Here is an 18,997-nt window from a genome sequence, read left to right as displayed (position 1 = left end):
TGCTGACTGGCAATAATTCTTCATGTCCCTGTCCCTATGAGCGTTCTTTTAGGGCCAGGCTACGCGGCCTTTCCAACCAGCCACCCTCTCCGTCTGGAACGACCTCCACAACTTCGATCGCGTTCTCGTTGATGGCCACAATCCGTCCGTTGTTTCTTCCGAGGTAGTCCCCTACACGAATTCGATGGACTCCACCGGCACCCCGGACCAAGGCAAACATCCCACCCTCGTTGGAAAGCGTGCCAACCATTTCAAACGTTTCGATATTGAAGCCTTCAAGGAACTGCTTGACCCGTGTTTCGTCCGGCTTGATGTCCTTGGAGCCCTTCTGCTGCCGAGCCAGATCGATCTTCACCGGCGGCTGGAATGGACTGCGCATGGCAGCGGCGCTATAGGTGAAGGCCTCGTAGGGCTGAAATTTGGGCAACGGCTCGATCGAACCCTTCGGCCTCGCGCGAACCTCGTCCATGTAGTTCTGCAAATCGCTGAAGTCGTTGCTGACACCGCAACCCGCGAGAACCAGCACCAGAGCGGTGCCTACAAAAAGATGGGGGCTTTTCATTTCTGCACCCCGGTCTCGTTGTAACGATAGGTCTTGGCCAAGATGCTCATGCGCAACTTGTTGGGGCTGGCAGCGTTCACCGGCTTGATGTCGAAATCGTGCAACGTGACGATCCGCGGCAAGCTGGCGACACCGCTCACGAACGTCGCCAAATCGTGATAAGCGCCCACTACCGTAATTTGTATGGGAAGTTCGATATAAAACTGCTGCGCGGCCTCCGGAAGCAATTTGATCTCCTCGAATTCCAGCCCGCTGCCCAGCCCGGTACGCGTAATATCCTCAAGCAAGCCAGGCACTTCAGTATCGCTGGGCAACTGCCTTAGCAGGGCGCCGAAGGAGACTTCCATTTCCTTCATTTGCTCCTTGTAGGCTTCCAGGTTGGCGGACTGGAATGCCTTGCTGGAGAACTGTTCCTTCAACGTCAGCTCTTCGCTACGCTGCTGATCGAGATCGGCCTGAAGATCCTTGAGATGGAAGTTGTAACCAAGCGCCAGAACCGCAACCAGGAGCAGGAAACAGGCTATCGCCTTGACTGGCGCCGGCCATGAACCCAGGTTGTTCAAATCCAGATCGCCCAGATCCACCTTGCGCAAACTAGCCAGGGAATCGGCAAGACTCATTTCGCGGCTCCTTCCACATCAGCTTTCGGCTGGGTCTGCTGTACCGTCAGCTGGAAGACGTTCGCCTGGTCAACTTCCCCGGCGGTCACAGCCTTTACTTCCGTGAGGTTCGGCGCCGTGAGCCATTGCGAGGAATCCAGATTGCGCATCAGGTTGGAGACTCGATTGTTGGATTCAGCAGCCCCGGTGATAGCGATCGTCGAGCCGTTCATTTTCAGCTCGGTGAAATACACACCTTCCGGCAACGTACGAACAAGCTGATCGAAGACTCGGCCGATGATCGGACGATTCCCCTGTAGGTCCTGAATGATCTTCATCCGCTCGAGCAGTTGCTGGCGACGAGTCCTCAGCTCTCTGATCTCCGCGATCCTTGCATCAAGCAGGGAAATCTCCGTACGCACATAGTCGTTGCGGGCACGCTGGTTCTCTATCGCGGAATCCAGGTACTGGGAGGCCAGAAAGACCGCGCCACCAGCCACCAACAAGACACCACCCAAGGTAACGAGGAAGCGCTGCTTGCGCTCTTCGCGAAGCTGCTCGCGCCAAGGAAGTAAGTTGATCCGTGCCATGTCAGTCGAAACTCCTCATCGCCAGACCACAGGCAATCATCAACGCCGGCGCATCACTGGCCAGGGCCCCTGCGTTGACTTTGCCGCTCAGGGCCATATCGGCGAAGGGGTTGGCGACCAGCGTCTGAGTACCGATTTTCTGCTGGATCAAACGATCCAGATCGGGAATGGAGGCGGTGCCACCGGCCAACATGATGTAGTCGACGTCGTTGAACTGACCCGCGGCGAAGAAGAACTGCAGGGAGCGGGAAACCTGCTGGACCACGGCCTCCTTGAACGGCAGCAACACTTCGCTTTCGTAGTCATCCGGAAGGCCGCCCTGTTTCTTGGCAAGGCCGGCTTCCTCGACCGACAGGCCATAGCGACGCTGGATTTCCTCGGTCAGCTGGCGCCCGCCGAAAAGCTGCTCACGGGTATAGATGGTGCGGCCATTGTGCAGCACGCTGAGGGTGGTCATGGTGGCGCCGATGTCCACCACGGCAACGGTCATCTCGTCCCGCTCGCCCCCCAGTTGCTCGGCGAGAAGACCATAGGCACGCTCCAGCGCATAGGCTTCGACGTCCACGACCTTGGCCGTGAGACCGGCCAATGCCAACGCTGCCTCACGGACCTCGACGTTCTCCTTGCGGCAAGCAGCCAGCAGCACTTCAACCCGCTCGGGATTGCGTACCGAGGTGCCCTGAACTTCGAAATCGATGGCAACTTCTTCCAACGGATAAGGAATGTACTGATCAGCCTCGATCTTCAGTTGGTTTTCCAACTCGTCATCGTTGAGGCCCGACTCCATTTCGATCGTCTTGGTGATGACTGCGGAGCCGGCCACGGCCACCGCCACGGCCTTCACGCCGGTCTTGGCCTTGGCTGTCACACGAGCGAGCGCCTGCCCCACGCCCTCGAGTTCGGCGATGTTCTTTTCCACCACGGCGTTTATCGGGAGCGGCTCGACGGCATAGGCCTCTACTTTGTAGCGGCCACCCGAGCGACTCAGTTCGAGGAGCTTTACCGAGGTCGAGCTGATATCGATCCCCAGCAGCGTATTCGCTTTCTTGGTGAAGAGCCCTAGCACGTCCGATTTCCTATTGGCATCCGCTACTTACGGACTATTTATGTTTTTTCACATTAAATAACAGTCTTGACAGAAGCGCAAATGGCTCCCCGGCAAAAAAACCGCTTATAATGTGAACGGCTTTCCGCTTTCCGCTTCGCCTTCTGCTAACTCATTCTTTTATCTGGAAAACCAAGCATTTGATACGCCTGCTGAAATTCTTCTGGTGGTCTTGCGTAGCCGTTTTCTGTGGCCTTTTGCTTGGTCTCAGTGGCGCCTTTCTTTATCTGAGCCCAACCCTCCCTTCCGTGGACTCACTGCGCAGCATCCAACTGCAGATTCCGCTGCGTGTGTACAGCAGCGACGAGAAGCTGATCGCCGAATTTGGCGAGATGCGACGTACCCCCATCCAGTTCGCCGACATCCCCAAGGACTTCATCCAGGCCCTCTTATCCGCCGAGGATGACAACTTTGCAAACCATTATGGCGTCGACGTCAGCAGCCTGATGCGCGCCGCCTCTCAACTCTTGAAGACCGGCCATATTCAGAGTGGCGGCAGCACCATCACCATGCAGGTGGCGAAGAACTACTTCCTCACCAGCGAGCGCAGCTTCTCGCGCAAGATCACCGAGATCCTGCTCGCGCTGCAGATCGAACGCGAGCTGAGCAAGGATGAAATCCTCGAGCTCTACGTCAACAAGATCTACCTGGGCAATCGCGCCTATGGGATCGAAGCCGCCGCTCAAGTCTATTACGGCAAATCCATCCGAGACTTGAGCCTCGGGCAGATGGCGATGATAGCCGGTCTTCCGAAGGCGCCCTCGCGCTACAACCCGCTGATGGATCCGGTGCGCAGCAAGGAGCGGCGCGACTGGATCCTCGGACGCATGTTCCGCCTCGGCAAGATCGACGAGACGCGCTACAAGGCCGCGCTGGCCGAACCGATCGACGCCCGTTATCACGTGCAGACTCCCGAGCTGGCCGCGCCCTACATCGCGGAAATGGCACGTGCGGAGATGGTCGGCCGCTTCGGCAGCGCCGCCTACACCGACGGTTTCCGCGTCACCACGACCGTGCCGAGCGACCTGCAACTGGCGGCCAACAAGGCGGTGCAGGACGGACTGATTAGCTACGACCAGCGCCACGGCTATCGCGGCCCGGAAACCCGCTACCCGAACATGACCCGCGAAGCCTGGCTGCAGGAGCTGCCCAAGTACCGCACGCTGGGTAGTCTCGAGCCAGCAGTGGTCAGCCAGGTGGAGAGCAGCGGCATCCTCGTGCTGACCCGCGACGGGAAAGAAGAAGCCGTCGCCTGGGACAGCATGAAATGGGCCCGCCCGTTCATCAACAGCAACAGCATGGGCGCGCGCCCGCAGAAGCCGTCGGACGTGGTGCAGGTGGGCGACCTTGTTCGCGTACAGCGCCAGGAGGACGGCAGCCTGCGCTTCAGCCAGGTGCCGAGCGCACAGAGCGCGCTGGTTTCGCTGGACCCGAACAACGGCGCCATCCGCGCCCTGGTTGGTGGCTTCGCCTTCGAGCAGAGCAACTACAACCGCGCGGCCCAGGCCAAACGCCAGCCGGGCTCCAGCTTCAAACCCTTCATTTATAGCGCGGCGCTGGACGCCGGCTTCACGCCCGCGAGCCTGGTGAACGACGCGCCGATCGTCTTCGTCGACGAGTACCTGGACAAGGTCTGGCGACCGAAGAACGACACCAATACCTTCCTCGGCCCGATCCGCCTGCGCGAAGCGCTATACAAGTCGCGCAACCTGGTCTCCATCCGCCTGCTGCAGACCATCGGCATCGACTACGCCCTCAACTACGTCAGCCGCTTCGGCTTCAACAAGCAGGAGCTGCCGCGCAACCTGTCGCTGGCGCTGGGCACGGCCAACCTGACGCCGATGGAAATCGTGACCGGCTGGAGCACCTTCGCCAACGGTGGCTACAAGATCCGGCCCTACCTGATCCAGCGTATCGAGAGCCGCGACGGCGAAGTGCTGTTCACCGCCAATCCGCCGAGCGCGGCAGCGGCCACACAGGATGCCGAGCCGCGCACCCAGACCGCCGAGGAAGCCACCGGCGGCAGTGGCGCGGACGAAGCGAAAGACCCGCAGGCACCCGCCGTCGCCGAGCGCATCGTCGACCCGCGCACCACCTACATCCTCACCAGCATGCTGCAGGACGTGATCAAGCGCGGCACCGGCCGGCGCGCCCTGGCGATGGGACGCGGCGACATCGCCGGGAAGACCGGCACCACCAACGACTCCAAGGACAGCTGGTTCTCCGGCTACAATGCCGATTACGTGACCAGCGTCTGGGCCGGCTTCGACCAGCCGGAGACCCTCGGCCGTAGCGAATTCGGCGGCACCGTGGCATTGCCGATCTGGATGAGCTACATGAGCGCCGCGCTCAAAGGCAAGCCGGAGCACGCGCCGGCGGAACCGGACGGGATCATCTCCCTGCGCGTCGACCCTGTCAGCGGGCGCGCCGCGCCACCGGGATCGCCCGATGCCTACTTCGAGCTGTTCAAGAGCGAGGACTCGCCGCCGCCGATGAGCGAGATCGAGCCCGGCATGAGCGCGCCGGGTAGCCCGTTGCCGAGCGACGAGGCGGCGCCGATCGACCTGTTCTAGGACTCTCCCGGCGCAAAAAGAAAACCCCGCCTAGGCGGGGTTTTTCTTTGTTGCCGAAGACTCAGCCGAGGAACACGTCATCGACGCTCTTCAGCGGGTAGTGCTTCGGATAAGGCAGCGTGGCGACACCGGTTTCCACGGCGGCCTTGGCGACCGCCTCGGAAATCACGGTAATCAGGCGCGGGTCCATCGGCTTCGGGATGATGTACTCGCGACCGAAGCTCAGGGCGATGCCGCCGTAGGCATCGCAGACTTCCTGCGGCACCGGCAGCTTGGCCAGGTCACGCAGGGCCAGCGCGGCGGCGATCTTCATCTCCTCGTTGATGCGCTTGGCGCGCACGTCGAGGGCGCCACGGAAGATGAACGGGAAGCCGAGCACGTTGTTCACCTGGTTCGGGTAGTCCGAACGGCCGGTCGCCATGATCACGTCGTTGCGCGTCGCATGGGCCAGCTCCGGGGCGATTTCCGGGTCCGGGTTGGAGCAGGCGAAGACGATCGGGTTGGCCGCCATGCGCGCCAGGTCTTCCGCCTTGAGCAGGTTGGCGCCGGAAAGACCGACGAACACGTCGGCGCCGTCGAGGGCGTCGGCCAGCGTGCGCTTGCCGGTCTCGTGGGCGAACACCGCCTTGTACTGGTTGAGGTCGTCGCGGCCGGCGTGGATGACACCCTTGCGGTCGATCATGAAGATGTTCTCGACCTTCGCGCCCATGCTCACCAGCAGCTTCATGCAGGACGTGGCGGCGGCGCCGGCACCGAGGCAGACGATCTTCGCTTCGGGCAGGGTTTTGCCGGCGATTTCCAGAGCGTTGAGCATGCCGGCGGCGGTGACGATGGCGGTGCCGTGCTGGTCATCGTGGAACACCGGGATATCGCACTGTTCGATCAGCGCGCGCTCGATCTCGAAGCACTCGGGCGCCTTGATGTCCTCGAGATTGATGCCACCGAAGGTGATCGAGATGCGCTTGACGGTGTCGATGAACGCCTGCGGGCTTTCCGCATCGACTTCGATGTCGAACACGTCGATACCGGCGAACCGCTTGAACAGCACGCCCTTGCCTTCCATCACCGGCTTGGAAGCCAGCGGGCCGAGGTTGCCCAGACCGAGAATCGCGGTACCGTCGGAGATCACCGCGACCAGGTTGCCCTTGCCGGTGTACGTGTAGGCCAGTTCGGGATCGCGGCCGATCTCGCGGACCGGCTCGGCGACGCCTGGGCTGTAGGCCAGGGCCAGGTCACGAGCTGTCGCGGTGGGCTTGGTCAGCTCCACGCTGAGCTTCCCCGGGCGCGGCAGTGCGTGGTATTCGAGAGCGGCAGTTTTAAGGTCTGACATGTCGGATTTCCGCTTTTTTTGCTAGTGAAAACAGGCTGGCGGCCGAGGATACGCGTGAAGATAGTGCCGAACAAGACTGCCCGGTCAGCCTTCTGGAGCTCTCTAGGAAGGGCGTTTCACACCACGCGGACGCCAGTGATTCGCGCTCAGGGCAGCGCCTGGAGCATCGCCGGATGGCTCACTGCCAGCAGCCAGCGCGCCTGCCCGGACTTCAGCGCAGCACGCCGCGCACGATCCACCACCCAGCCACGCACCTCGATCTGCCGACCGACCAGTGCCTCCAGCGCCTTGGGGTCGAACTGGGCGATCCATTTCGGCTCGATGCGCAGGACCAGCGGGCCCTCGAGCTCGATCCAGAGCCCGCCGCGGTTGTGCTCGACACCCCTCACGCGGGCCCGGACCAGCGCGAAGCCGGCAGCCTTCAGCTGTGCCGGCGTCTGGACCGGCGCCTTGCGCCATAGCCCCAGGCCGGACGCGCGCGCCGCACGCTCCGCGGCCTGCTGGCAGACCAGCAGCCCGTCATTGGGCGCGATGGCGACCTGATACCCCAGCCCCTCGGCGAGCAGGCGCTCCTCGAGGTTCAGCCCGCGGCTGTCGAACACGTTCGCCAGGGTGCGCCCATAGCGATCCTTCGCCTCGCGCCCGGGCTGAACGATCACGCGACCGTCACTGGCGGCCACCAGCGCCTCCAGGCGTCGGCGCGCCACCTCCGCGAAGGCTTCGGCGGGCCGTCCGTCGCGGCCCAGTTCAGGCGCGTTCAGACCGATCAGGCGCACGCTGCGCCCATCGGCGAGGCGCAGCGTGTCGCCATCGACGACGCGACGGACTTCGACGGGGTGCAGCGACTGGGGAGGTGCGGGGCAGGCCGCGAGCGACGGCAGAACAGCCGAGGCAGAAACGAAAAAGGCGCCCACCAGGGACGCCTTTTTCAACAGCTCCGGAAAACCCATGGGCCTTCCTTGGCAGCTTGCGCTTACTTGGCGCCGAACACGCCGAAACGCTGCTTGAAGCGGTCGATACGGCCGCCGGTGTCGAGCACCTTTTGCTTACCGGTGTAGAACGGGTGGCACTCGGAGCAAACGTCCAGGCTCAGGTTCTTGCCCAGGGTGGAGCGGGTCTTGATGACGTTGCCGCAGCTGCAGGTGGCGTCGATCTCGACATAATTCGGATGGATATCGGCTTTCATGGTGTATTCCTCTGTGTCTGGCGTGCCGCCACCCAACCCTATGTCGAGTACCGCACGGAAACGAGCCGCGTAATATACGCCCGACATCGAAGGCCTGCAAGCGGCGAACCTCGCCGTCCGTCAGCGGAAAACATGCGCGAGCACGCGCGGGATCGGCGACTGGAGGTCGCGGACTGCTAAGATCGACGCCGCCCAAATCCAAGGACCCGCGCGTGCCCGAACTCATCCTCCGCCTCGCCCTGCCCTCGCCGCTGCGCCGCCTGTTCGACTACCGCGCACCACTGGGCGCGACGGCCGCGAGCCTGCAGCCGGGCATGCGCGTGCGCGTGCCGTTCGGTCGGCGCGAGGTGATCGGCATCCTCGTCGAGGCCAGCGAAACCAGCGAGGTTCCTGCGGACAAGCTGCGGCCGGCGCTGCAGTTGCTCGACGAACAGACGCCGATGCCGCCGGCGCTGTTCAAGCTCTGCCTGTGGACCGCACAGTACTACCAGCACAGCCTCGGCGACACGCTGAGCTGGGCGTTGCCGGTGCTGCTGCGCCAGGGCGAGCCGGCGGAAGCGCGGCAGGAGCGCTTCTGGCACGTGGCCGACGGCGCCCGCCTCGACGACCCGCGCCTGACCCGCGCGCCGCGCCAGCGCGAGGCGTTGCGCACCCTGGCGCAGCACGCCCACGGCGTCGCGCATTCGCTGTTGAGCAAGCTGCAACTGAACCGCGACAGCCTGGAGCTGCTGCTGGAGAAGCGCCTGGTCAGCGTCGAAGTGCGCCGCAGCGCACCGATGAAACGCGCCGGCAGCTGGCTGGCGCAGCCGGAACTGCCGCTCAATCCCGAGCAGCGCGCCGCCTGCGAGGCGATACGCTCGAGCTTCGGTGGCTTCCAGGCCTTCCTCCTGGCCGGTGTCACCGGCAGCGGCAAGACCGAGGTCTACCTGCAACTGATCCGCCAGGCGCTGGAGACCGGCAAGCAGGTGCTGGTGCTTATCCCGGAGATCAACCTCGGCCCGCAGACGCTGGCGCGCTTCGAGCAGCGCTTCAACGCGCGGATCGCCCTGCTGCACTCCAACGTCAACGACCGCGAACGCCTGGACGCCTGGCTCGCCGCGCGCGACGGCGAGGCCGACATCGTCATCGGCACGCGCTCGGCGCTGTTCACGCCGCTGCAGCGGCCGGGGCTGATCATCGTCGACGAGGAACACGACGCCTCCTATAAACAGCAGGAAGGTCTGCGCTACCACGCGCGCGACCTGGCGCTGGTGCGCGCGCGCCAGGACCAGGTGCCGATCGTCCTCGGCTCGGCCACGCCCTCGCTGGAAAGCCTGCACAATGCCCACGCCGGGCGCTACGGTCTGCTGCGCCTGACCCAGCGCGCCGGCGGGGCCAAACCACCGCGCTTCCTGCGCCTGGACATCAAGAGCCGGCCGCTGGACGCGGGCATCTCCGCACCGCTGCAGCAGGCCATCACGCAGACGCTGGAGGCCGGCCAGCAGGTGCTGGTGTTCCTCAACCGCCGCGGCTTCGCGCCGACCCTGCTCTGCCACGACTGCGGCTGGATCAGCGCCTGCCCGCGCTGCGACGCGCGAATGACCGTGCACCAACGCTCCAACGAACTGCGCTGCCACCACTGCGGGCACAGCGAACGGCGCCCGGCGAACTGCCCGAAATGCGGCCTGGTCGACCTGCGCCCGCTGGGCACCGGCACCGAACGCGCCGAGGAACGCCTGGAAATCCTCTTTCCGCAGTACCCGGTGCTGCGCATCGACCGCGACAGCACCTCGCGCAAGGGCGCGATGGACACGCTGTTCAGCACCATCCAGCGCGGCGAGCCGTGCCTGCTGGTCGGCACGCAGATGCTCGCCAAGGGCCACCACTTCCCGCGCGTCACCCTGGTGGCGATCCTCGACGCCGACGGCGGGCTGTTCTCCGCCGACTTCCGCGCCAGCGAGCGCATGGCGCAGCTGATCGTCCAGGTCGCCGGGCGTGCCGGCCGCGCCGAGGAGCCGGGAATGGTGATCATCCAGACCCATCTGGCCGATCATCCGCTGCTGGTGCAACTCACCGAGCAAGGCTATTTCGCCTTCGCCGAGCAGGCCCTGAGCGAACGCCGCGCCGCCGGCCTGCCGCCGTTCGCCCACCTCGCACTGCTGCGCGGCGAGGCGCACAAACCCGGCCAGGCCGAAGACTTTCTCGACCAGGCCTGCAGCGAGGCCGAGCACCTGCTCGAGGAATTGCAGTTGAGCGGCATCGAACTGCTCGGCCCGGTGCCGGCACCGATGGAGCGCCGCGCCGGTCGCTACCGCGCGCAGTTGCTGCTGCAAGCGAACGCCCGCGCGCCGCTGCACCGGCTGATGAGCGTCTGGCTGCCGCGCCTGGAGCAACTGCCCGGCGGCCGCGCGGTGCGCTGGTCGCTGGACGTGGACCCGATCGATCTGTTCTGACGAAAGGCATATCGCCCGCGCAGCCGAGGCTCGGTGCGCATGGCGCACCCTACGTCCTCGCGCCCGGCTCCTGACTGCCTCTATAATCCGCGGTTTTCGACCCGCCAAGGCCGACCGAGCAGACTATGAAAGACACGATTCGCCAGCTGATCCAGCAAGCCCTGACACGCCTCGTCGCCGACGGCGTGCTGCCCGAGGGTCTTACGCCGACGATCCAGGTGGAGAACAGCAAGGATAAGACCCACGGCGATTTCGCCAGCAACATCGCCATGATGCTGGCCAAGCCGGCGGCGATGAAGCCGCGTGACCTGGCGGAAAAACTGATCGCCGCGCTGCCCGCCGACGAGCAGTTGGCCAAGGTGGAAATCGCCGGGCCGGGCTTCCTCAACTTCTTCCAGAACAGCGACGCCCTGGCCGGGCGCCTGGAAGCGGCGTTGGCCGACGCGCACCTCGGCGTGCGCAAGAGCGGCGAGGCGCAGCGCGTGGTGGTCGACCTGTCGGCGCCCAACCTGGCCAAGGAAATGCACGTCGGCCACCTGCGTTCGACCATCATCGGCGACGGCGTGGCGCGGGTGCTGGAATTCCTCGGCGACGAAGTGATCCGGCAGAACCACGTCGGCGACTGGGGCACCCAGTTCGGCATGCTGCTGGCGTTCATGCAGGAGCAGCCGGTGGGCAGCGACGCCGAGCTCTCCGACCTCGAAGGGTTCTACCGCGCAGCGAAGAAACGCTTCGACGAATCCGCCGAATTCGCCGACCGCGCCCGCGAGCTGGTGGTCCAGCTGCAGGCCGGCGACGCCGAATGCCTGCGTCTGTGGCACCGCTTCAACGACATCTCCCTGAGCCACTGCCAGAAGGTCTACGACCGCCTCGGCGTGAAGCTGAGCATGGCCGACGTCAAGGGCGAGAGCGCCTACAACGACGACCTCGCCCAGGTGGTCGCCGACCTAGACGCCAAGGGCCTGCTCACCGAAAGCGAAGGCGCGCGCTGCGTGTTCCTCGACGAGTTCAAGAACTCCGAGGGCAACCCGCTGCCGCTGATCGTGCAGAAAGCCGGTGGCGGCTACCTCTACGCCACCACCGATCTCGCCGCCACGCGCTACCGCGCCGGCGTGCTGAAGGCCGACCGCGCATTGTACTTCGTCGACCAGCGCCAGGCGCTGCACTTCCAGATGGTCTTCGCCGTGGCCCGTCGCGCGGGGTTCGTACCGCCGAGCATGCAGCTCGAACACATGGGCTTCGGCACCATGAACGGCGCAGACGGCCGTCCGTTCAAGACCCGCGACGGCGGCACGGTAAAGCTGGTCGACCTGCTCGACGAGGCCGAAGAGCGCGCCTATGCGCTGGTCAAGGGCAAGAACCCCGAACTGGACGACGCCGAACTGCGCCAGATCGCCCACGCGGTGGGCATCGGCGCGGTGAAATACGCCGACCTCTCCAAGCACCGCAGCAGCGACTACAGCTTCAACTTCGAGCAGATGCTCAGCTTCGAGGGCAACACCGCGCCCTACCTGCTCTACGCCTACACCCGCGTGGCCAGCGTGTTCCGCAAGCTGGGCAAGGGCTATCACGAGCTGGACGGACGCATCGTCCTGCAGGCCGAGCAGGAACTGGCGCTGGCCGGCAAGCTGGCGCAGTTCGGCGAAGTGCTCGGCAACGTCGCCGAGAAAGGCGTGCCGCACGTGCTGTGCAGCTACCTGTACGACCTCGCCGGGCTGTTCTCCAGCTTCTACGAGCATTGCCCGATCCTCGCCGCCGAGGACGAGCAAACCCGCCAGAGCCGTCTGCGCCTCGCCGCGCTGACCGGGCGCACCCTCAAGCAGGGTCTCGAACTGCTGGGCCTGCAGACCCTGGAGCGCATGTAAGTGGCGGCAAAGAAGAAGGCTCCCCCCAAGCGTGGCGCCAGCCGCTACCAGGCCCCCTCGAAGAAACCCATCCCGGGCTGGCTGTGGCTCGCCTGCGGGTTGGCGATCGGCGCCTTCGTGGTGCTGCTGATGAAGCTCGAGCCCGGTGACGACAAGATCAAGCGGGTCAAACCCGAGGTCGCGCAGAAAGCCGCGCAGAAGGCCGCCGCCGAAGTCGCCGGCCCGGTGAAGCCGAAGTACGACTTCTACACGCTGCTGCCCGAATCCGAAGTGATAGTGCCACCCGACTCGATGCCGGCCACGCCGCCCGCCACCCCGGTGACGCCCGAGCAGGCGGCGAAGATCGATACCGCGCGCGCCGAGGCGGCGCTCAATGGCCAAGTGCCTCCGCCGCCCCCGCCGGTCGCCGTGCCCGCGCCGAACACGCCGGCGAACGCGACGACTGTGGCCAAGGCGCCGCTGACCACGCAGTACTTCCTGCAGGCCGGCTCGTTCCGCAAGCAGGCCGATGCCGACCGGGTGCGCGCGCAGATCATCCTGCTCGGCCAGGCGGTGCAGGTGGAGTCCGGCACCGTGCGCGAGGAAGTCTGGTACCGCGTGCTGGTCGGTCCGTTCGCCAGCAAGGAACAACTGGCCGGCGCGCAGAAGCAGCTCTCCGCCAGCGGTTTCGGCAACCTGCTGCTGCAACAGCGACAGGTGCGCTGAGGCCGGAACGCTTCAGGCGCGCCGGGCCGGCGCGCGGGCTGCAACGCCGTTCCCGATCGAGGGACGGCTTGAAGCCTCTGCTTCGCGCCCCCATATGAATCTCCATTCGGGCAAGAATGCCCCGCTGCGTGGAGATGTCCCCCTTGACCACCATCGTTTCAATTCGCCGCAACGGCAAAGTCGTCATGGGCGGCGACGGCCAGGTTTCCCTCGGCAACACCGTGATGAAAGGCAACGCGAAGAAGGTTCGCCGCCTCTACCACGGTGAGGTGCTGGCCGGCTTCGCCGGCGCCACCGCGGACGCCTTCACCCTCTTCGAACGCTTCGAAAGCCAGCTCGAGCGGCATCAGGGCCACCTGGTGCGCGCGGCCGTCGAACTGGCCAAGGACTGGCGCACCGACCGTTCGCTGAGCCGCCTGGAAGCCATGCTGGCGGTGGCCAACAAGGATGCCTCGCTGATCATCACCGGCAACGGCGACGTCGTCGAACCCGAGGAAGGCCTGATCGCCATGGGTTCGGGCGGCGGCTTCGCCCAGGCCGCGGCCATGGCGCTGCTCAGGCACAGCGAACTGTCGGCGCGCGAGATCGCCGAAAGCGCATTGAACATTGCCGGTTCGATCTGTGTCTTCACCAATCAGAACCTCACTCTCGAAGAGCTGGATTCGGCGATCTGACGCGTCTCCACCTCCCTCCGCCGCCCGGCCCGAGCGCCGCGCGGCCAACGTCTGCAACGAGCCAACCACTATGTCCATGACGCCCCGCGAGATCGTCCACGAACTCAACCGCCACATCATCGGCCAGGAAGATGCCAAGCGCGCCGTCGCCATCGCCCTGCGCAACCGCTGGCGGCGCATGCAACTGCCGGCCGAGCTGCGCCCCGAGGTGACGCCGAAGAACATCCTGATGATCGGCCCGACCGGCGTCGGCAAGACCGAAATCGCCCGGCGCCTGGCCAAGCTGGCCAACGCCCCGTTCATCAAGGTGGAAGCGACCAAGTTCACCGAGGTTGGCTACGTCGGCCGCGATGTCGAATCGATCATCCGCGACCTCGCCGACGCAGCGATCAAGATGCTCCGCGAGCAGGAAATGGTCCGCGTCGCCCACCGCGCCGAAGACGCCGCGGAGGAACGCATCCTCGATGCGCTGCTGCCGCCGGCACGCACCGGCTTCAACGACGACGCGGTGCCGAGCGGCGACTCGAACACCCGCCAACTGTTCCGCAAGCGCCTGCGCGAAGGCCAGCTGGACGACAAGGACATCGAGATCGAAGTGGCGGAAGCCCCGGCCGGCGTGGAAATCATGGCGCCGCCCGGCATGGAGGAAATGACCAGCCAGTTGCAGAACCTCTTCTCCAACATGGGCAAGGGCAAGAAGAAGAGCCGCAAGCTGAAGGTCAGGGAAGCGCTGAAACTGGTCCGCGACGAGGAAGCCGCGCGCCTGGTCAACGAGGAAGAACTCAAGGCCAAGGCGCTGGAAGCCGTGGAGCAGAACGGCATCGTCTTCATCGACGAGATCGACAAGGTCGCCAAGCGCGCCAACGCCGGCGGCGCGGACGTCTCCCGCGAGGGTGTGCAGCGCGACCTGCTGCCGCTGATCGAGGGCAGCACGGTCAACACCAAGCTGGGCATGGTCAAGACCGACCACATCCTGTTCATCGCCTCGGGTGCCTTCCACCTGTCCAAGCCCAGCGACCTGGTGCCGGAGCTGCAGGGCCGCCTGCCGATCCGCGTCGAACTCAAGGCGCTGTCGCCGCAGGACTTCGAGCGCATCCTCACCGAGCCGCACGCCTCGCTCACCGAGCAGTACCGCGAGCTGCTGAAGACCGAAGGGCTGCACATCGAATTCGTCGAGGACGGCATCAAGCGCCTCGCCGAGATCGCCTGGCAGGTCAACGAAAAGACCGAGAACATCGGTGCCCGGCGCCTGCACACGCTGCTCGAACGCCTGCTCGAGGAGGTCTCGTTCAGCGCCGGCGACCTCGCCTCGCAGCAGAACGGCGCGCCGATCCGCATCGACGCCGCCTACGTCAACGGCCACCTCGGCGAACTGGCGCAGGACGAAGACCTGTCGCGCTACATTCTCTGAACCTGCCCCGCGGCGAGGGCCGATCCTTCGTCGCGGGTGAATCCGCTGGAGCTCCACCGATGCGCGTCCCCACCGCGATCAAACTGCGCAAGGCGTCGAAAACCCTGGACCTGGAATACGGCGCCGAGCGTTACAGCCTGCCCGCCGAATTCCTCCGCGTGCATTCGCCGTCGGCCGAAGTGCAGGGTCACGGCACGCCGGTCCTGCAGTACGGCAAGATCGGCGTCGGCCTGAGCAAGGTGGAGGCGGCGGGCAACTACGCGTTGAAACTGACCTTCGACGACGGCCACGACAGCGGCCTGTTCAGCTGGGACTACCTGTACCAGCTGGCTACGCACCAGAAACAACTCTGGGCCGAGTACCTGGAGCAACTCGCCGCCGCCGGGCGCTCGCGCGACCCCAGCGAATCGGTGGTCAGGCTGATGCTCTGAGCGCCGGCCCGAGGTCTCGAGCCGGCGTATTCAAGGGCAACGGGGCAGTGCTCAGGCCTGGCCCAGCGCCTTCTCCAGGCTGCGCTCGATCTTCGCCTGGATCGGCGCCTTCATCGCGGCGAGCATCAGGCCCAGTTTCAACTCGATGCGTACCCTGTCTTCCTCGACCTGAATGCGCCCATTGGCCGCCGAGTGACTCAGCTCGAGATCGTCGCCGGCCCATTGCGAGCTGACGCCGAAATCGCTGGCGAGCCGGGCAGCGATCGCCTCGGCCTTGCCGCGGGCGGCTTCCAGGCCGAGGGAATGTTCGCGTTCGATGCGGATGGAGGACATGCAGGCTCCTTGCTGCGGCAGTTGGACGCGACACTATATCAAGCGCGACCAGCCACGCCCCACGGCGGCGCGCACGGCGCACAGCGCGTGGCGCCTGGCGTCGGCTTTTCGGTTTAGAATGGCCGCCACTTTTATTCACCGGTGCCTGCGACATGAACGATCCGCTTAACCGCCAAGACGCCGAGCCCACCACCCACTTCGGCTACAAGAGCGTGCCGGAGAGCCAGAAGGCGCAGAAAGTCGCCGAGGTGTTCCATTCGGTGGCGGCCAAGTACGACCTGATGAACGACCTGATGTCCGGCGGCGTTCATCGCCTGTGGAAGCGCTTCACCATCGAGCTCTCCGGTGTACGCACCGGCAACCGGGTGCTCGACATCGCGGGCGGCACCGGCGACCTGACCCGGCAGTTTTCGCGCCTGGTCGGCCCGACCGGCGAAGTGGTACTGGCCGACATCAACGCCTCGATGCTCGCCGTCGGCCGCGACCGCCTGATGGACAAGGGCGTCTCCGGCAACGTCAAGTTCGTCCAAGCCGACGCGGAAAAGCTGCCCTTCCCGGACAACCACTTCGACGTGGTGACCATCGCCTTTGGGCTGCGCAACGTCACCCACAAGGAAGACGCCCTGCGCTCGATGCTGCGTGTGCTCAAGCCGGGTGGCCGGCTGCTGGTACTGGAGTTCTCCAAACCGTCCAGCGCGCTGCTGTCCAAGGCCTACGACGTCTACTCGTTCAGTCTGCTGCCGATGATGGGCAAGCTGATCACCAACGATGCCGACAGCTACCGCTACCTCGCCGAGTCGATCCGCATGCACCCGGATCAGGAAACCCTCAAGGGCATGATGGCCGATGCCGGCTTCGCCGCGGTCACCTTCCACAACATGACCGGCGGCATCGTCGCCCTGCATCGGGGAATCAAGCCCTGATGATCACCCAGGCCCTGCTCGCCGCCGCCGAAAGCGGCATCAACCGAATCCTCGCGCTGGACAGCAGCGCGCAGGCGCGCCTCGCCGGGCTGTCCGGCAAGGTGATCGAGGTCGACTGCGCCTCGCCCGCCGTGCGCCTGTTCATCCTGCCGCACGCGGACGGCCTGCGCCTGGCCCGGCAATGGGCGGCTCCGGCGGATTGCGTGCTGCGCGCCCCCGCCGGCACCCTGCTGCGCCTGGCCACCAGCCGGCAGAAGACCGCCGTGCTGCATCGCCCGGACGTGCAGATCGACGGCGACAGCGGCGTGCTGATGGAACTGTCGGCGGTACTTCAGGACCTCGAGCTGGACTGGGAATACGAGCTGTCGCGCTGGATCGGCCCGGTGGCCAGCCATGTGCTCGGCAGTCGCCTGCGCGGTGCGTCGAACTGGGCCGAGCAGAGCCTCGACAGCCTGCGTCTCGACCTCAAGGATTACCTGGCCGAGGAAACCGCCAGCCTGGTCGGTGCCCGCGAAGCCGAAGCACGTTTCGCCGAACTCGATGCGCTGAAACTGGCCCTCGACCGTCTTGAGGCGCGTGTCGAGCGTCTCGTCCAAGGACCCAAGCCCCAAGCATGAAGCTGTTCGCCGCGCTAAGCCGCCTGCTCCGCATCCTCTTCGTGGTGATCCGCTATCGCCTCGACGACCTGGTCCTCGAACTGCCGCTGCCCTGGTACCTGCGCGTCTGCGGCTACCTGCTGCCCTGGCGCTGGCTGCCGCGGCGCACCTCGCCGCACAGCCGCGGGCAGCGCCTGCGCCTGGCGCTGGAAGGCCTCGGCCCGGTGTTCATCAAGTTCGGCCAGATTCTCTCCACGCGCCGCGACCTGCTGCCCGAAGATATCGCCGACGAGCTGAGCTTCCTGCAGGACAAGGTGCCGCCGTTCCCGCCGCAACAGGCCGTGGCCCTGATCGAGTCGCAGCTCGGCGCGCCGATCGCCCGGCTGTTCGCCCGCTTCGAGCAGCAACCGCTGGCCTCGGCCTCGGTAGCCCAGGTGCATACCGCGCGCCTGCACAGCGGCGAGGAAGTGGTGGTCAAGGTGGTGCGTCCGGGGCTCAAGCCGGTGATCGCCCAGGACATCGCCTGGCTGTTCCTGATCGCCCGGCTCGCGGAGCGGCTGTCCAGCGAGGCGCGCCGCCTGCACCCGGTGGAAGTGGTCAGCGACTACGAGCGGGTCATCTACGACGAACTCGACCTGCTTCGCGAGGCGGCCAACTCCAGCCAGCTGAAGCGCAACTTCGCCGGCTCGCCGCTGCTCTACGTGCCACAGGTGCACTGGGACTACTGCCGGCCGAAAGTGCTGGTGATGGAGCGCATCTACGGCGTTCCGGTCACCGACCTGGCGACCCTCGCCAGCCAGCGTACCGACATGAAGCTGCTCGCCGAGCGCGGCGTGGAGATCTTCTTCACCCAGGTGTTCCGCGACAGCTTCTTCCACGCCGACATGCACCCCGGCAACATTTTCGTCAGCACCCAGCAACCGTGGAACCCGCAATACATCGCGGTGGACTGCGGCATCGTCGGCAGCCTCACGCCGGAAGACCAGGATTACCTGGCACGCAACCTGGTGGCGTTCTTCAAGCGCGACTACCGCAAGGTGGCGCAGTTGCACATCGACTCCGGCTGGATTCCCAAGGACACCAAGGTCAACGAGTTCGAGGCGGCGATCCGTACCGTCTGCGAGCCGATCTTCGAGAAGCCGCTGCGCGACATTTCCTTCGGCCAGTTGCTGCTGCGCCTGTTCCAGACCGCACGGCGCTTCAACATGGAAATCCAGCCGCAGCTGGTGCTGCTGCAGAAAACCCTGCTGAACATCGAAGGCCTCGGTCGCCAGCTTTACCCGGACCTCGACCTCTGGACCACCGCGCAACCCTTCCTCGAACGCTGGATGAAGGAGCGGATGAGCCCGAAAACCCTGCTGCGCAACCTGCAGACACAACTCGAACAGGTGCCGCACCTGGCCAACATGACCCGCGACCTGCTCGAACGGATGTCGCAACCGCATGCCGAAGACCCGCCGCCTCCCTGGCGCGAACGTCGCGACGGCGGCATCTTGCGCCTGCTCGGTGCAGCCCTGCTCGGCGGTGGTGCGGTACTCGCCGCGAACGCCGGATCGCTGAACGCGATCGAGGCCTGGCCGATGTGGATCATGGCCGCGGCGGGTCTTTACCTGGTCGTGCGCCGATAGCCAGCCGCGTCATCGGCTGGCACACTAGGTCCCCTCCATAGACACTGGCAGTAC

General features: G+C 65.3%; 18 protein-coding genes. 10 read left to right on the top strand and 8 right to left on the bottom strand.

Features of this window, described 5'->3' with window-relative positions; all coding sequences use genetic code 11:
• Positions 1-34: 34 nt before the first annotated feature.
• Genes pilP through BLV15_RS06475 form a run of 4 tightly spaced genes read right to left on the bottom strand, consistent with a single transcriptional unit; the run spans position 35 to position 2,817 of the window.
• Positions 35-562: a type 4a pilus biogenesis lipoprotein PilP gene (pilP, locus tag BLV15_RS06490; protein WP_090225670.1), complete on the bottom strand. Its 528-nt coding sequence runs from the start codon at positions 560-562 to the stop codon at positions 35-37.
• On the bottom strand, positions 559-1,182 hold the full coding sequence (pilO, locus tag BLV15_RS06485; RefSeq protein ID WP_090225668.1) for a type 4a pilus biogenesis protein PilO: 624 nt from the start codon (positions 1,180-1,182) through the stop codon (positions 559-561). Before pilO ends, pilP begins: the two co-directional genes overlap by 4 nt.
• Positions 1,179-1,751, bottom strand: coding sequence for a PilN domain-containing protein (locus tag BLV15_RS06480; protein WP_090225667.1), 573 nt, complete (start codon positions 1,749-1,751; stop codon positions 1,179-1,181). Before BLV15_RS06480 ends, pilO begins: the two co-directional genes overlap by 4 nt.
• 1 nt (position 1,752) lies before the next feature.
• A complete protein-coding gene (locus BLV15_RS06475) occupies positions 1,753-2,817 on the bottom strand; it encodes a pilus assembly protein PilM (RefSeq protein ID WP_090225665.1) in 1,065 nt (354 codons plus the stop codon).
• Between the two features lie 182 nt (positions 2,818-2,999).
• Here BLV15_RS06475 and BLV15_RS06470 point away from each other — a divergent pair, with 182 nt between their 5' ends.
• Entirely contained in the window at positions 3,000-5,429 is a 2,430-nt protein-coding gene (locus BLV15_RS06470) for a penicillin-binding protein 1A (RefSeq protein WP_175534330.1), read from the top strand.
• Between the two features lie 61 nt (positions 5,430-5,490).
• Here BLV15_RS06470 and BLV15_RS06465 read toward each other — a convergent pair whose 3' ends face one another.
• From BLV15_RS06465 to rpmE, 3 genes are all read right to left on the bottom strand, one after another.
• Entirely contained in the window at positions 5,491-6,759 is a 1,269-nt protein-coding gene (locus tag BLV15_RS06465) for a malic enzyme-like NAD(P)-binding protein (protein WP_090225663.1), read from the bottom strand.
• 146 nt (positions 6,760-6,905) lie between these two features.
• Positions 6,906-7,709 (bottom strand): thermonuclease family protein, encoded by an 804-nt coding sequence (locus BLV15_RS06460; protein WP_090225661.1) that lies wholly within the window; start codon positions 7,707-7,709, stop codon positions 6,906-6,908.
• A gap of 23 nt (positions 7,710-7,732) precedes the next feature.
• The gene (gene rpmE, locus BLV15_RS06455) at positions 7,733-7,945 is read right to left on the bottom strand and encodes a 50S ribosomal protein L31 (RefSeq protein WP_003459015.1); all 213 of its coding nucleotides are present in this window, start codon (positions 7,943-7,945) and stop codon (positions 7,733-7,735) included.
• Positions 7,946-8,157: 212 nt separating this feature from the next.
• On the opposite strand from rpmE, the gene BLV15_RS06450 reads away from it, so the two are divergent.
• The 6 genes from BLV15_RS06450 (at position 8,158) to BLV15_RS06425 (ending at position 15,463) form a co-directional block, all read left to right on the top strand.
• Positions 8,158-10,377, top strand: coding sequence for a primosomal protein N' (locus BLV15_RS06450; protein WP_090225660.1), 2,220 nt, complete (start codon positions 8,158-8,160; stop codon positions 10,375-10,377).
• A 125-nt stretch (positions 10,378-10,502) separates the two neighbouring features.
• Positions 10,503-12,242, top strand: a complete 1,740-nt coding sequence (gene argS, locus BLV15_RS06445; RefSeq protein WP_090225658.1) for an arginine--tRNA ligase — start codon at positions 10,503-10,505, stop codon at positions 12,240-12,242.
• Positions 12,243-12,947, top strand: a complete 705-nt coding sequence (locus tag BLV15_RS06440) for an SPOR domain-containing protein (protein WP_090225657.1) — start codon at positions 12,243-12,245, stop codon at positions 12,945-12,947. It abuts the gene before it with no gap.
• Positions 12,948-13,090: 143 nt separating this feature from the next.
• Positions 13,091-13,621, top strand: coding sequence for an ATP-dependent protease subunit HslV (gene hslV / locus BLV15_RS06435; RefSeq protein WP_090225655.1), 531 nt, complete (start codon positions 13,091-13,093; stop codon positions 13,619-13,621).
• A gap of 70 nt (positions 13,622-13,691) precedes the next feature.
• On the top strand, positions 13,692-15,032 hold the full coding sequence (hslU, locus tag BLV15_RS06430; protein ID WP_090225654.1) for an ATP-dependent protease ATPase subunit HslU: 1,341 nt from the start codon (positions 13,692-13,694) through the stop codon (positions 15,030-15,032).
• Between the two features lie 59 nt (positions 15,033-15,091).
• Positions 15,092-15,463 (top strand): gamma-butyrobetaine hydroxylase family protein, encoded by a 372-nt coding sequence (locus BLV15_RS06425; protein ID WP_090225652.1) that lies wholly within the window; start codon positions 15,092-15,094, stop codon positions 15,461-15,463.
• Positions 15,464-15,514: 51 nt separating this feature from the next.
• On the opposite strand, the gene BLV15_RS06420 is transcribed toward BLV15_RS06425, so the two are convergent.
• Positions 15,515-15,796, bottom strand: a complete 282-nt coding sequence (locus BLV15_RS06420; protein ID WP_090225651.1) for a polyhydroxyalkanoic acid system family protein — start codon at positions 15,794-15,796, stop codon at positions 15,515-15,517.
• A 152-nt stretch (positions 15,797-15,948) separates the two neighbouring features.
• On the opposite strand from BLV15_RS06420, the gene ubiE reads away from it, so the two are divergent.
• From ubiE to ubiB, 3 genes are read left to right on the top strand one after another with little or no spacing between them, the layout of a single operon-like run.
• Positions 15,949-16,719: a bifunctional demethylmenaquinone methyltransferase/2-methoxy-6-polyprenyl-1,4-benzoquinol methylase UbiE gene (gene ubiE, locus BLV15_RS06415; RefSeq protein ID WP_090225649.1), complete on the top strand. Its 771-nt coding sequence runs from the start codon at positions 15,949-15,951 to the stop codon at positions 16,717-16,719.
• A complete protein-coding gene (locus tag BLV15_RS06410; RefSeq protein WP_090225648.1) occupies positions 16,719-17,336 on the top strand; it encodes a ubiquinone biosynthesis accessory factor UbiJ in 618 nt (205 codons plus the stop codon). The genes ubiE and BLV15_RS06410 overlap by 1 nt, the downstream gene beginning before the upstream one ends.
• Positions 17,333-18,943, top strand: a complete 1,611-nt coding sequence (gene ubiB / locus BLV15_RS06405) for a ubiquinone biosynthesis regulatory protein kinase UbiB (RefSeq protein WP_090225646.1) — start codon at positions 17,333-17,335, stop codon at positions 18,941-18,943. Before BLV15_RS06410 ends, ubiB begins: the two co-directional genes overlap by 4 nt.
• Positions 18,944-18,997 lie beyond the last annotated feature (54 nt).

Origin of the sequence: Pseudomonas kuykendallii (assembly GCF_900106975.1) — a bacterium.
Taxonomy (GTDB): Bacteria; Pseudomonadota; Gammaproteobacteria; order Pseudomonadales; family Pseudomonadaceae; genus Pseudomonas_O; species Pseudomonas_O kuykendallii.
Note: the sequence above shows the minus strand (reverse complement) of the source record. Positions and strands in the feature narration are given on the sequence as shown.